The sequence below is a fragment of the Bradyrhizobium guangzhouense genome, assembly GCF_004114955.1.
GTDB lineage: Bacteria > Pseudomonadota > Alphaproteobacteria > Rhizobiales > Xanthobacteraceae > Bradyrhizobium > Bradyrhizobium guangzhouense.
Genome location: NZ_CP030053.1, coordinates 6,550,001 through 6,563,337, shown reverse-complemented (window position 1 = coordinate 6,563,337; position 13,337 = coordinate 6,550,001). Strand labels below are relative to the sequence as shown.

The following is a 13,337-nucleotide window of genomic DNA, read 5'->3' as shown; positions in this document are numbered from 1 at the left end:
CGAGGCTGCGGAGAATGTCCTGATTAGGCAGTCAGGCCGGCGAAAGCAAAGAGAAATGACGTCCTGCAAGGCTGCCGGTTAAGAGACGATTTTGGCGAAGCCAGACCGCGACTTGACGAATTCGGCCCAAGCCAGTAGGTTTTTGCCCGTTCCGTGGTCATTTGAGCCGGCCGGCTTGCAGCCACGTTAAAAAACTCGCTAAACAGGCCGGGGACGCTTTCGATCCCGGCCGAACCTATCGTTCAGGCCGGGTTTTTCATGGCCTGATGTCAGTCGCGATCAGAAAGTCCGATCGCTAACGAGGTCGATGGTCAGAGATGGTTGGCGTCAAGTCTGTCCCAAGTCCTACGATCCCAAGTCCCACGATCAGTGCCGACGATCGGTCGCATGAGGTCGATCATCCGAGCTCGGAGGTCGCGCTGTTCGGCGCGGACCAGCCGCTGCGGCTCGATTGCGGCGTCGATCTCACCCCGTTCCAGATCGCCTACAAGACCTATGGCGAGCTCAACGCCGATCGCTCCAATGCCGTGCTGATCTGCCATGCGCTGACCGGCGATCAGCACGTCGCAAATGTGCATCCGGTCACCGGCAAATCAGGCTGGTGGGAGACGCTGGTCGGTCCCGGCCGGCCGCTCGATCCCAGCAAGTATTTCATCATCTGCTCCAACGTGATCGGCGGCTGCATGGGCTCGACCGGGCCTGCCTCGATCAATCCCGCCACCGGCAAGGTGTGGGGCCTCGATTTCCCCGTCATCACCATTCCCGACATGGTGCGCGCGCAGGCGATGCTGATCGACCGGCTCGGCATCGACACGCTGTTCGCCGTCGTCGGCGGCTCGATGGGCGGCATGCAGGTGCTGCAATGGACCGCGGCCTATCCGAGCCGCGTCTATTCCGCGCTCGCGATCGCCTGTTCGACGCGGCACTCGGCGCAGAACATCGCCTTCCACGAGCTCGGCCGCCAGGCCGTGATGGCCGATCCCGACTGGCACAATGGCGCCTATGCCGATCAGGGCATCCATCCGCATCGCGGCCTCGCGGTCGCGCGCATGGCCGCGCACATCACTTATCTCTCAGACGCCGCTTTGCATCGCAAGTTCGGCCGGCGCATGCAGGACCGGGAGCTGCCGACCTTCTCGTTCGACGCCGATTTCCAGGTCGAGTCTTATCTGCGCTACCAGGGCTCGTCCTTCGTCGAGCGTTTCGACGCCAATTCCTATCTCTACCTGACCCGCGCGATGGATTATTTCGACATCGCCGCCGACCATGGTGGCGTGCTTGCGAAAGCGTTCGCGGGGATCGAGACCCGGTTCTGCGTGGTCTCCTTCACCAGCGACTGGCTGTTCCCGACCTCTGAATCACGCGCGCTGGTGCACGCGTTGAATGCGTCGAGCGCGCGGGTGTCGTTCGCCGAGATCGAGACCGATCGCGGCCACGACGCCTTCCTGCTCGACGTGCCTGAGTTCTTCGACATTTCGCGCGCCTTCCTGCAGTCGGCAGGCAAGGCGCGCGGGCTCACCGGCAAGAATGGCTAACGAGGACGGCTCGCAATGTCTGTACAGGAAGTGCTGCCTCTGAATGGCCTTGCGGGCGACCAGTCGGGCCCATTTCGCGCCGACCATCTGCTGGTCGCCGAGATGGTCAAGCCGGGCTCAAAGGTGCTCGACGTCGGCTGCGGCGACGGCGATCTGCTTCAACTGCTGGAGACCCGCGGCATCGACGGCCGCGGCATCGAGCTGTCGCGTGAGGGCGTCAATCGCTGCGTGGCCAAGGGCCTCGCTGTGGTGCAGGGCGATGCCGACACCGACCTCGTCAATTACCCTGATGACGCATTCGACTACGTGATCCTGTCGCAGACGCTGCAGGCGACGCGTCAGCCCAAGGTCGTGCTGGAGAACCTTCTGCGCATCGGCCGCCGCGCCATCGTCTCGTTCCCCAATTTCGGCTTCTGGCGGATGCGCCTCCAGCTCCTGATCGGCGGTCACATGCCGCGCACGGAGAATCTGCCGGCGAGCTGGTATGACACCGCCAACATCCATTTCTGCACCATCAAGGATTTCGTCGAGCTCTGCGACGAGATCCACGTCAAGATGGAGCGCGCCGAAGCGCTCGATCTCTACGGCCGCCCGCTGCGGCTGCGCTTGCCCTGGTGGGTGTGGAATCTGTTCGGCGAGCAGGGTGTGTTTCTGCTCACGCGCGGCGGGAAGTAATAGCCTCCGTCATTCCGGGGCGATGCGAAGCATCGAGCCCGGAATCCATTGCGCCTCAGTTTCTGTGGCTGAATGGATTCCGGGCCGGAGCCTGCCGGCGCATCCCGGAATGCCGACTAATGCGCCACCAGCGACCTCGGATCGCGCACCGGCCAGCGTCCCGCTTCCACCAGTGTCACGAACCGCTCCACGCTCTCGTTGAACAACGCGGGCTCTTCGAGATTGAGCACATGGCCCGACTTCGGAAACATCGCGAGCCCCGCCGCGGGCAGGTGTTTCTTCAGGAACAGGCTCGCGCCGATGCAAGGATCGTCCTCGTCGCCGCAGATGATCAGTGCCGGCGTTGCCACCTTCCTGATCGCATCCGCCAGCGTGTAGATCGACGGCCGGCCGCCCTGGAAGCCGCGCATCGTGTTGGCAGAACCCTTGGCATCATGCCGCGCCAGCGCAACATAAAAATCCGCATGGCCGCGCGGGTCCTTCACCAGGAAGGGAATCCGGCTCGGTGCCTCGCGCGTGATCTTTGCGACTTCCGCAGAGCCCAGCGTCTCGAATTGCTCGGCATTGGCGCGGCACTGCTTGCGCCAGGCGTCGAGAGTCTCGAGTTCGGAACCTGAGCCGACGCCAGCGAGCGTCATCGACAGCGCACGCTGCGGCGCATTCAATCCGATCTGAAGCGACGAGTACGCGCCCATCGAGAGGCCGACGAGATGCGCGCGCTCGATTCCGAGATGATCGAGCACCGCGAGCGCGTCGGTATAGAAGTGCTTGTAGGTATAGACCTCGCCATCAGGCACGTCAGACGGGGCGTAGCCGCGTGCGGAATAGGTGATGCAGCGGTGGCCGCGCGACAAGTAGCGCATCTGCGGCTCCCAATTGGTGTAGTCAGCCGCGAACTCGTGCAGAAAAATGATCGGCGTCCCCTGACCAGCCTCTTCGAAATAGATGCGGACATCGTCCCTGGTCGTGGCGTGGGGCATTAACCGTTTCCCTCTCTTCGAGCCGTGATCTCAGGATCGCAGTTAATGCAGATGTCCGCAATAAGGCAGCTCGATCAGAGCATTGCCGCCAAATCATCGCAGCTATTCGCGGGCGCCGCGTCTTTTTCTCGCCACATCGGACGGCTTAACGGCCCTATCGATGTTGGCCATCGCACGGGCCGACTTTGGGAAGTGGGGGTGTCAACGAAGGATGAAGAATGGTTGAGTTGTTTGCGTCTCGCCTGTCGCGTCGTGTTGTCGCGCTGGCGATGTTCTTCGCGGCTTTTGCCGCGTTCGTTTCTCCGGCCTCGGCGCGGCCTCATCATCGTCACAGCGCAGAGCGGCACGCTCATGTGCATCACGCCAGCAGACATCATCATCACTACCGGCACTCGGCCCGCAGCTCGCGCTTCGAGCGCAGCGCGGCGGCGTTGCAGGCAAGTGGATTCGCCAACACCCAGGCCAGCTATGATCCGAGCACCAGTGCCAACAGCGGCGGCGGCGCCGGCACGAGCGGCTTCGGCGGTGGTTCAGGCCTCGTGTCCGAGGCGCGGCGCTATCTCGGCGGCAACCCCACGGGGCGCGGCAGCCTATGGTGCGCGCGTTTCATGAACATGGTGCTGCAGAAGACCGGGCATCAGGGCACCGGCTCCGACATGGCGAGCTCGTTTGCGCATTACGGTACACGCGTCTCCGGCCCGCAGGTTGGCGCCATCGCGGTGATGTCGCGCGGTCGTCGCGGTGGTCATGTCGGCATCATCACCGGCATCGACGCGCAGGGCAATCCGATCATGATCTCCGGCAACAACGGCAACCGTGTCCGCGAAGCCCCGATCTCGCGCGGCCGGATCTATGCGTATGTGATGCCGAATTAGCGCCGTCATTGCGAGGAACTCTTGCGACGAAGCAATCCAGACTGTCTCCGCGGATGCATTCCTGGATTGCTTCGCTGCGCTCGCAATGACGGAGTGTGTTGAGCAGCCGTCGGCTCACACCAGTGTCGGCTGCTCCACCGCGACCGCATCCCCCACGCCGATCTCGCCGTCGGCCACCACCTCGGCATAGATGCCGCAGTCCATGTGACCGAGATGGCGCGACAGCGTCGGCGGTATCTCGAGATCGCGCTTCGCGGTCACCGGGTCCACATTCGTGGCCGGGCAGCGGACGATGCGCTTCACCACCTTCAGCCGTGCCTGTCCGATCGCGAGCGTCTGGCCGACCAGCTCGAGTTCGGACCAGGCCTGCCATCCATCCACGTAGAGATTGGCGCGGAAGCGCAGCGGGTTGACGGCGATGCCACCAAGCATGGTCTCGATGGCGCGGACGCTGTTGAGATTGATGATCGACACGACCTTGCGGGCGACGTCGGAGAAGCTGTGATCGCGGCCGGACAGGACCTTCGGTGGGCCCTTCAGCTCGGGTTGGAAATTTTCGGTGAAGTAGGCCTCGATCGCCGCGCGCCCGGCTACGGTCTCGAGATCCCCGCTGGCGACGATCTGGCCGTCCTTGCGGATGGTCAGGCGATTGGTCGCGTCCTCGAAGCGGCTGTCGAGAGAGGCCAGGCGCTCATTGCGCGCCAGCATCAGGAACTGGATTTTCGGCTTCCACTCGGGGGCTTCAGGGTCGAACCCGCTGGGGCCGTTCTCGATGGCATAGCGGCGGTCGGCGGGCAGGGTCTGGCCCGACCGCAAGGGCACCCGGGGCAGGGATTCCGGCGTCAGGCCCTTGATCGGGTAGCGGTAAAGGCCGGTGATCTTGGCGATCGGGCCGGGTGGCTCTGAGCTAAAGTTCATGGGCCTACTTAGGGGATTCGACCGGTACCCGCCAAGCCGGCTGCCGAGCGCACGAAATTGTGAACGCGCCTCTTCCGATCCGAAGGCACGCTTCCCACATCTGGATCAGGCCGGCGCCAGCGTCGGCTGATAACGACCGCTTGCTGGTTGAGGAACGTCAACGCATCAGGCGGAAACCCAATGAAGATGCCGTTTGGGGTGCCTTAGAGGGCCCCAAGGGCAGGCCGAGGGACAGAAAAGACCATGAATATCGACAAATATACCGAACGCTCCAGGGGCTTCATCCAGTCCGCGCAGTCGCTTGCGGTGCGCGAGGGGCATCAGCAGTTTTCGACGCTTCACGTCCTGAAAGTGCTGTTGGACGACAATGACGGGCTGGCTGCCGGCCTGATCGACCGCGCCGGCGGCAATTCCCGTGCAATCCTGAAGGCGACCGAGGACGCCCTCAACAAGGTGCCGAAAGTTTCTGGCGGCGGTGCCGGCCAGATTTATCTCGCGCCCGAGCTCGCGCGCACCTTCGACGCGGCCGAAAAGGCCGGCGAGAAGGCGGGCGACAGCTTCGTCACCGTCGAGCGGCTCTTGCTTGGCCTCACGCTGGAGAAGACCAGCGAGGCAGGCAGCATCCTCGCCAAGGGCGGTGTCACGGCGCAGAACCTCAACGCGGCCATCGAGGCGCTGCGCAAGGGCCGCACCGCGGATTCCGCGACGGCGGAGAACGCCTATGATGCGCTGAAGAAATATGCCCGCGACCTGACCCAGGCTGCGCGCGACGGCAAGCTCGATCCGGTCATCGGCCGCGACGAGGAGATCCGTCGCACGATTCAAGTGCTGTCACGCCGAACCAAGAACAATCCCGTCCTGATCGGTGAGCCCGGCGTCGGCAAGACCGCCATCGCCGAAGGCCTCGCACTGCGCATCGTCAACGGCGACGTGCCCGAGAGCCTCAAGGACAAGAAGCTGCTGTCGCTCGACCTCGGCGCATTGATCGCCGGCGCGAAGTACCGCGGCGAGTTCGAGGAGCGGCTGAAGGCCGTGCTCCAGGAGGTCACCGCCAGTGAGGGCAGCTTCATCCTGTTCATCGACGAGATGCACACGCTGATCGGCGCGGGCAAGGGCGACGGCGCGATGGACGCGTCCAATCTCCTGAAGCCTGCGCTCGCCCGCGGCGAATTGCATTGCATCGGCGCAACCACGCTGGACGAGTATCAGAAGCACGTGGAGAAGGATGCGGCGCTGGCGCGGCGCTTCCAGCCGATCTTCGTCAGCGAGCCCTCGGTCGAGGACACCATCTCGATCCTGCGCGGCCTGAAGGACAAGTACGAGCAGCACCATGGCGTGCGGATCACCGATTCCGCGCTCGTGGCCGCCACGACCCTGTCCAACCGCTACATCACCGACCGCTTCCTGCCCGACAAGGCGATCGACCTCATGGACGAGGCCGCGGCGCGGCTGAAGATGCAGGTCGATTCCAAGCCGGAAGAGCTGGATTCGCTCGACCGTGAGATCATCCGGCTCAAGATCGAGCAGGAGGCGCTCAAGAAGGAAAGCGATCTCGGCTCCAAGTCGCGTCTGGAGTCGCTCCAGAAGGAACTCGCCGAGCTCGAGGAGAAGTCTGCGGCGCTGACGGCGCGCTGGAGTGCGGAGAAGAACAAGCTCTCCAATGCCCAGAAGCTGAAGTCGGAGCTCGACGCCCTGCGCGTTGATCTGGCCGACGCGCAGCGGCGCGGCGAATTCCAGAAGGCGGGCGAGCTGGCCTATGGCCGGATCCCGCAGCTCGAGAAGCAGCTCGCCGACATCGAGGCGCGCGAAGGCTCAGGTGAGATGATGGAGGAGGCGGTGACCGCCAACCACATCGCGCAGGTGGTCTCGCGCTGGACGGGTGTGCCCGTCGACAAGATGCTGGAGGGCGAGAAAGAGAAGCTCCTGAAGATGGAGGAGCAGCTCGGACAGCGCGTCGTCGGCCAGGCCGAGGCCGTGCGAGCGGTTGCGACCGCCGTGCGCCGCTCGCGTGCAGGCCTGCAGGACCCGCACCGGCCGACCGGCTCGTTCATGTTCTTGGGGCCCACCGGCGTCGGCAAGACCGAGCTGACCAAAGCTCTTGCGGAGTACCTGTTCAACGACGAGACCGCGATGGTCCGCCTCGACATGTCCGAGTACATGGAAAAGCACTCGGTCTCGCGGCTGATCGGCGCGCCTCCGGGCTATGTCGGTTATGATGAGGGCGGTGCGCTCACCGAAGCCGTGCGGCGCCGGCCTTATCAGGTCGTGCTGTTCGACGAGATCGAGAAGGCGCATCCCGACGTCTTCAACGTCCTGTTGCAGGTGCTCGATGACGGCCGGCTGACCGACGGCCAGGGCCGCACCGTCGATTTCCGCAACACGCTGATCATCATGACCTCGAACCTCGGTTCGGAATATCTGGTGAATCAACCCGAGGGCGAGGACACCTCGGCCGTGCGGGATCAGGTGATGGGGATGGTGCGGGGACACTTCAGGCCCGAGTTCCTGAATCGCGTCGACGAGATCATCCTGTTCCATCGCCTGCAGCGGAGCGAGATGGGCCGAATCGTCGAGATCCAGTTCGCGCGGCTGCAGAAGCTCTTGACCGATCGCAAGATCGTGCTGACGCTCGATGCTGCGGGGCGCGACTGGCTCGCCGCCAAGGGCTGGGATCCCGCTTACGGCGCCCGGCCGCTCAAGCGGGTGATCCAGCGCTACCTGCAGGATCCGCTCGCCGAGATGATCCTGGCCGGCGACGTCAGGGATGGCGACAGCGTCGCAATCTCGTCCGAGGGCAACGTGCTGACCTTCAACGGCAAGGCGCCGCAGACCGCGGAGATTGCCCAATTCGAAGCGCCGGTGTCGAAGCGCAAGCTGAACTGATGCCCGACACGACATGAAGAACGCCCCGGAAAGGCCATGCCTCTCCGGGGCGTTTTTTGTTGTCTGATCTGAAGAAATTTACCGGTTCGTGACCTGCAACGGCCCACCCGTCGCGTCCGACATGCGGGCGATGGCGCCGTTGCGGCCGCTCATCATGGCGTCGAGCCGGTCGCGCTCCTTTTCGAAGCTGGCGAGCACCGCGCCTTCCAGCGAACGGCCGCGCGGCAGTTTCACGCGCATCGGGTCGACGAAGCGGCCGTTGACGAGGATTTCGTAGTGGACATGGGGGCCGGTCGACTGGCCGGTCGAGCCGACGAAGCCGATGACCTGGCCCTGCCGCACCTTCTTGCCCGGCTCCATGCCCTTGGCGAACGCCGACATGTGGCCGTAGGCGGTCTCGTAGCCGTTGTTGTGCTTGATGCGGACGTATTTGCCGTAGCCGCCTTCGAGCTGCGCCTTCTCGATCACGCCGTTGCCGGCGGCGAAGATCGGCGTGCCATAGGCGGTGGCCCAGTCGACGCCGGTGTGCATCTTCACGTAGCCGAGAATCGGATGGCGGCGGCCGCCGAAGCCGGAGCGCATGATGGCGGTGTTGACGGGCTTGCGGACCAGGAACTTCTTCGCGCTCTTGCCGGTCTCGTCGTAATAGTCGACGACGCCGTCGTCGGGGCTCTGGTAGCGGTAATATTTCTTGGTTTCACCGCCGACCGTGAGGGATGCGAACAGCACCTCGCTCTTGTCGACCGCCGCCGAGCCCTCGTCTTCGCCGGCATAGAACACGTCGAACGAGTCGCCCGGCTGCACCTTGCGCTGGAAGTCGACGTCGTAGGAGTAGATCTTGATCATGTCGTCGATGACCGGCATCGGCACTTTGTTGCGCATCGCGGTCTCGTAGATGCTCTGGTAGAGCCGCACGCCGCTGCCGTCATCGTCCTCATCGTCTTCGCTGCTGGCGGTGGCCGTGGCGTCGGCGACGGTGTTCATGCTGGAGACGTCGACCGCGACGTATTTGCCGAGATCGGACAGCGCCGCCACCGCCTCGACCACGGTGTCGTTGGCGACGACGACGCGGTAGGGCTGCAACCTTGCGCCGGGGCTCGCCGGCGCCATCAGGATGCGAAGCTTTTCGCCTTCCTTCAGGCCGCCGTCGCGGCCGCGGGGACCGAGCGTTGCCGTGATCGCCTTGATCTCCTCGGCCGTGGCGCCGAGATCGCGCAGCACGGAGCCGACGCTGTCGCCCTTCTTGACGAGATGGACGCGCTCGCCGGTGGGATTGCCGCCGGTGATCTGCTCCTTGGTCTTCGGCAGCAGCGTCACGTTTTCCGGCACCACGCGGGTCTCGAAACCGGCATAGGGATCGGACGACGAGGCTTCCGTGGCGTAGGCCATCTTCATGTCGGATGCGCCGGCCGCGCTGGAGACGTCGGCGGTCGCGTTGGCGAGCGAGGCGTAGCGCACCCCGCCATTGCCGCGCCAATTGGCGGCATCGCGCACCCGCATCAGGATGTCGTCGAGCGCCACCACCGCGGAAATCTTGGCCTTCGGCAGCACCGGCGCGAGATCCTTGGTGACGAACGACACCTCGGCGTCGGGCTCGACGGCTTCGGGATTGTTCGGATCGTCGGTCGCGGTCTTCGGATCGGAGCCGACGTCGGTCAGCATGCGCTGCGCGTTGAACGGCGGAATCTTCGCCGACAGATCGCTCGTCGTCATCGACAGATTGCCGGCGATCCGGATGAAGGGGCGCACCCGCATCACGTCGCGGTTGCCGACGCGGGTAACCGTCGAGACGCGGACGATGTTGCGCGAGGCGGTGGAGTCGCTGGGCGGCGGCAGGCGATCGCTCTTGTGCAGCGTCGCGGTGCGATCGGCCGCGCCGAACGCGCCACGCAGAGCGCCCTCGACCCGCTCCGGCACCTTGGCGAAGGTCATTTCGCCGTCGAGAGATGCGAAAACGGCGCCGCCGATCAGGGCCGCGCCGCAGAGTCCGGTCAGAATTGTGCCGCTGAACCATTGCACCGAGACGCGACGGCGATCGATGACGGCGGCCTCGGAACCATCGACGGACAGCGGCGGCTCGTGGCCGAGATCGATGATCCCGGTCTCACGCCCGTAAGCGCCGCGTGACGTCCTCTGGTTCAACCCAAGTCCCCCAATCAACGACCCGAACCCTTCGCGTTCCCAGCCTCTCCCCGGTCGCCCTCTTGCAGGGGCATCGCGGAAAAAGCCTTATCGCACAGGTGCTCGCACTCAGAAGGCCCCGGATGAGGCCCGGCCGAAATTACGAACAGCTAGACAGGTGAAGGTCTCTCGATGTCTTTCGAATGTCCGAAGAAGGCCGCGTCATCGTCAGATCGCCTTCTCTGAACCCCATGAAAATCGCTGGCAGCCCCCACTGGCACCCCGCGATTCAAGCTTGTGTCATACCAGAACGCCGCGGGATTGTGGCTCTAGTACGGCGCCCCCCATGGAAAAAGTTTCCTGAACGGCCGGTCGCGGGAGCCTTAGCGGCCTTGGGCCCAGGGGGCGCGCAAGGCCGCTTCCGACACACCCTGGGGAGCCCCTTCCGGGCCCCTCGGGAGGGCGCTGGGGGCCAAACTTTTTTTCAGATTTTTTGCCGAGCGGAGCGGCGCCGCTCGCTCGTCGCCCCTCTAATTGGCTGGAATCGCTCGATTTTTCACGACGATCCACTGTGCGACGATTTGTTGACGATTGGCGTTGACAGCCCGGAAGGTGGGGCCTATAACCCCAACCACTGAGCGCGGCGCCGCCGGGTCACTGACCAAGGCGAGCGAACGCGCCACTGATGCTCCTCACCTTGTTGAGTGACACAACAGCCGACACAATCGGTTGGAGTCATTCGACGTCGGTAAGGGTGTCGGAACCCTTCCACTCCGGAAGGTTGGGGCCTCCACGGTCCCGTGCTGTTTGACAAGTGAAGATGAAGAAAGAGAAACGTGGACGGCGGAGTCCTTGCGGGTCTCGCTTCGGGAAAGCTTCGGCTTTTCTGATCGAGACCGGACGAAAGACTTCGGCGGTACACGTTTCAAAGGAAACACCATCGTTGTCCGCGATGTGAATCGCAGACAGCAAGTCGATTTCGGTCGACAATGGTGGGACCTCGTCAAACGTTGTGATCAGCCGGTTCAAAGTTCAAGTCCAACTTGAGAGTTTGATCCTGGCTCAGAGCGAACGCTGGCGGCAGGCTTAACACATGCAAGTCGAGCGGGCGTAGCAATACGTCAGCGGCAGACGGGTGAGTAACGCGTGGGAACGTACCTTTTGGTTCGGAACAACACAGGGAAACTTGTGCTAATACCGGATAAGCCCTTACGGGGAAAGATTTATCGCCGAAAGATCGGCCCGCGTCTGATTAGCTAGTTGGTAGGGTAATGGCCTACCAAGGCGACGATCAGTAGCTGGTCTGAGAGGATGATCAGCCACATTGGGACTGAGACACGGCCCAAACTCCTACGGGAGGCAGCAGTGGGGAATATTGGACAATGGGGGCAACCCTGATCCAGCCATGCCGCGTGAGTGATGAAGGCCCTAGGGTTGTAAAGCTCTTTTGTGCGGGAAGATAATGACGGTACCGCAAGAATAAGCCCCGGCTAACTTCGTGCCAGCAGCCGCGGTAATACGAAGGGGGCTAGCGTTGCTCGGAATCACTGGGCGTAAAGGGTGCGTAGGCGGGTTTTTAAGTCAGGGGTGAAATCCTGGAGCTCAACTCCAGAACTGCCTTTGATACTGAAGATCTTGAGTCCGGGAGAGGTGAGTGGAACTGCGAGTGTAGAGGTGAAATTCGTAGATATTCGCAAGAACACCAGTGGCGAAGGCGGCTCACTGGCCCGGTACTGACGCTGAGGCACGAAAGCGTGGGGAGCAAACAGGATTAGATACCCTGGTAGTCCACGCCGTAAACGATGAATGCCAGCCGTTAGTGGGTTTACTCACTAGTGGCGCAGCTAACGCTTTAAGCATTCCGCCTGGGGAGTACGGTCGCAAGATTAAAACTCAAAGGAATTGACGGGGGCCCGCACAAGCGGTGGAGCATGTGGTTTAATTCGACGCAACGCGCAGAACCTTACCAGCCCTTGACATGTCCAGGACCGGTCGCAGAGATGTGACCCTCTCTTCGGAGCCTGGAACACAGGTGCTGCATGGCTGTCGTCAGCTCGTGTCGTGAGATGTTGGGTTAAGTCCCGCAACGAGCGCAACCCCCGTCCTTAGTTGCTACCATTTAGTTGAGCACTCTAAGGAGACTGCCGGTGATAAGCCGCGAGGAAGGTGGGGATGACGTCAAGTCCTCATGGCCCTTACGGGCTGGGCTACACACGTGCTACAATGGCGGTGACAATGGGATGCTAAGGGGCGACCCTTCGCAAATCTCAAAAAGCCGTCTCAGTTCGGATTGGGCTCTGCAACTCGAGCCCATGAAGTTGGAATCGCTAGTAATCGTGGATCAGCACGCCACGGTGAATACGTTCCCGGGCCTTGTACACACCGCCCGTCACACCATGGGAGTTGGTTTTACCTGAAGACGGTGCGCTAACCGCAAGGAGGCAGCCGGCCACGGTAGGGTCAGCGACTGGGGTGAAGTCGTAACAAGGTAGCCGTAGGGGAACCTGCGGCTGGATCACCTCCTTTCTAAGGATGGCTCTTCAGAAGCTTGCTTCTATCGAGCTGTTTTAGAAACATCAGGGGCCAACAGATCGCCAGATCGTTGAGCTCCATTGGCGGGATTTCGCCGTCTACGTTTCTCTTTCTTCGCGGACGAACACGCGCTGGGCCTGCACGCAGCAGGATCCGGGGTCCTTGACGGGATATGCGTTAGGGGCTTGTAGCTCAGTTGGTTAGAGCGCGCGCTTGATAAGCGTGAGGTCGGAAGTTCAAGTCTTCCCAGGCCCACCACACTCATCGAGTGAGCATTCGTCTTCTGGTTACGGGGCCATAGCTCAGCTGGGAGAGCGCGTGCTTTGCAAGCATGAGGTCGTCGGTTCGATCCCGTCTGGCTCCACCAGATGGTTTGATCATCGACTGATTGTGCACCGTCGTCCGCGAAACATCACTTCGCATCCTGCTAGTCTGGATAGACAGCAAGATGCGTGTTTTCTGACATCGTAAAGAGGAGATCGATCCGAGTTGGGTCGTGTGGCAGATTGCTGCGCGAATCCTTCATTATCTCCGGATCATTTTCGGCGCTCATGACCGACCGCAAGGTTGGCTCTCGAGTTGTAAAATGATCCTTTTAGCGAAGCTTGACCGCCTCGCTATCGGAACGATCTTACGAAGCAAGCTGGTCTTTCTAATCATTGTCCGGCTGTACGTAGCGTTCATCGAGGGCGCGTGCCTTAGAGATTTCGGTCTCTTGGCAATCGTACAGACAACATTCTGCCGAGTGTGTGGACATTGATAATGAGAGCAATCAAGTGCCTTAAGGGTGTTCGGTGGATGCCTTGGCGCTGAGAGGC

The 13,337-nt window shown here is 62.5% G+C and carries 7 protein-coding genes, 2 tRNA genes, 2 rRNA genes and 1 riboswitch (1 of these 12 cut by a window edge); of the genes, 8 read left to right on the top strand and 3 right to left on the bottom strand.

Annotated features, from left to right (window positions below; translation table 11 throughout):
- Nucleotides 1-143 precede the first annotated feature (143 nt).
- Nucleotides 144-223, top strand: a riboswitch (SAM riboswitch).
- Between the two features lie 94 nt (nucleotides 224-317).
- Nucleotides 318-1,535 (top strand): homoserine O-acetyltransferase MetX, encoded by a 1,218-nt coding sequence (gene metX / locus XH91_RS31265; protein WP_128954165.1) that lies wholly within the window; start codon nucleotides 318-320, stop codon nucleotides 1,533-1,535.
- Between the two features lie 15 nt (nucleotides 1,536-1,550).
- Complete coding sequence (gene metW / locus XH91_RS31260) at nucleotides 1,551-2,210, top strand: methionine biosynthesis protein MetW (RefSeq protein WP_128954164.1); 660 nt, start codon at nucleotides 1,551-1,553, stop codon at nucleotides 2,208-2,210.
- A 116-nt stretch (nucleotides 2,211-2,326) separates the two neighbouring features.
- Here the strand turns inward: metW and XH91_RS31255 are convergent, their stop codons facing one another.
- Complete coding sequence (locus XH91_RS31255) at nucleotides 2,327-3,190, bottom strand: alpha/beta fold hydrolase (RefSeq protein WP_128954163.1); 864 nt, start codon at nucleotides 3,188-3,190, stop codon at nucleotides 2,327-2,329.
- A gap of 218 nt (nucleotides 3,191-3,408) precedes the next feature.
- On the opposite strand from XH91_RS31255, the gene XH91_RS31250 reads away from it, so the two are divergent.
- Nucleotides 3,409-4,065 carry a TIGR02594 family protein gene (locus XH91_RS31250; RefSeq protein WP_128954162.1) on the top strand — a complete coding sequence of 219 codons (657 nt, stop codon included), beginning with the start codon at nucleotides 3,409-3,411 and terminating at the stop codon, nucleotides 4,063-4,065.
- 114 nt (nucleotides 4,066-4,179) lie between these two features.
- On the opposite strand, the gene XH91_RS31245 is transcribed toward XH91_RS31250, so the two are convergent.
- Entirely contained in the window at nucleotides 4,180-4,983 is an 804-nt protein-coding gene (locus tag XH91_RS31245) for an MOSC domain-containing protein (protein ID WP_128954161.1), read from the bottom strand.
- A gap of 243 nt (nucleotides 4,984-5,226) precedes the next feature.
- Here XH91_RS31245 and clpB point away from each other — a divergent pair, with 243 nt between their 5' ends.
- A complete protein-coding gene (gene clpB / locus XH91_RS31240; RefSeq protein WP_128954160.1) occupies nucleotides 5,227-7,866 on the top strand; it encodes an ATP-dependent chaperone ClpB in 2,640 nt (879 codons plus the stop codon).
- A gap of 78 nt (nucleotides 7,867-7,944) precedes the next feature.
- Here clpB and XH91_RS31235 read toward each other — a convergent pair whose 3' ends face one another.
- Complete coding sequence (locus XH91_RS31235; RefSeq protein ID WP_128954159.1) at nucleotides 7,945-10,008, bottom strand: M23 family metallopeptidase; 2,064 nt, start codon at nucleotides 10,006-10,008, stop codon at nucleotides 7,945-7,947.
- 1,018 nt (nucleotides 10,009-11,026) lie between these two features.
- Here XH91_RS31235 and XH91_RS31230 point away from each other — a divergent pair.
- From XH91_RS31230 to XH91_RS31215, 4 genes are all read left to right on the top strand, one after another.
- A 16S ribosomal RNA gene (locus tag XH91_RS31230) occupies nucleotides 11,027-12,513 on the top strand.
- 187 nt (nucleotides 12,514-12,700) lie between these two features.
- Nucleotides 12,701-12,777, top strand: a tRNA-Ile gene (locus XH91_RS31225).
- A 33-nt stretch (nucleotides 12,778-12,810) separates the two neighbouring features.
- Nucleotides 12,811-12,886 (top strand) — tRNA-Ala (locus XH91_RS31220).
- A 403-nt stretch (nucleotides 12,887-13,289) separates the two neighbouring features.
- A 23S ribosomal RNA gene (locus XH91_RS31215) occupies nucleotides 13,290-13,337 on the top strand; it runs 2,799 nt beyond the window's last position.
- Together the 16S and 23S rRNA genes with 2 tRNA genes alongside form the textbook arrangement of a ribosomal RNA operon.

What these genes read in the sequence shown, in the direction of transcription:
- metX (WP_128954165.1), top strand. Translation starts at nt 318, where the DNA reads ATGGTTGGCGTCAAGTCTGTCCCAAGTCCTACGATCCCAAGTCCCACG.
- metW (WP_128954164.1), top strand. Translation starts at nt 1,551, where the DNA reads ATGTCTGTACAGGAAGTGCTGCCTCTGAATGGCCTTGCGGGCGACCAG.
- XH91_RS31255 (WP_128954163.1), bottom strand. Translation starts at nt 3,190, where the DNA reads ATGCCCCACGCCACGACCAGGGACGATGTCCGCATCTATTTCGAAGAG.
- XH91_RS31250 (WP_128954162.1), top strand. Translation starts at nt 3,409, where the DNA reads ATGGTTGAGTTGTTTGCGTCTCGCCTGTCGCGTCGTGTTGTCGCGCTG.
- XH91_RS31245 (WP_128954161.1), bottom strand. Translation starts at nt 4,983, where the DNA reads ATGAACTTTAGCTCAGAGCCACCCGGCCCGATCGCCAAGATCACCGGC.
- clpB (WP_128954160.1), top strand. Translation starts at nt 5,227, where the DNA reads ATGAATATCGACAAATATACCGAACGCTCCAGGGGCTTCATCCAGTCC.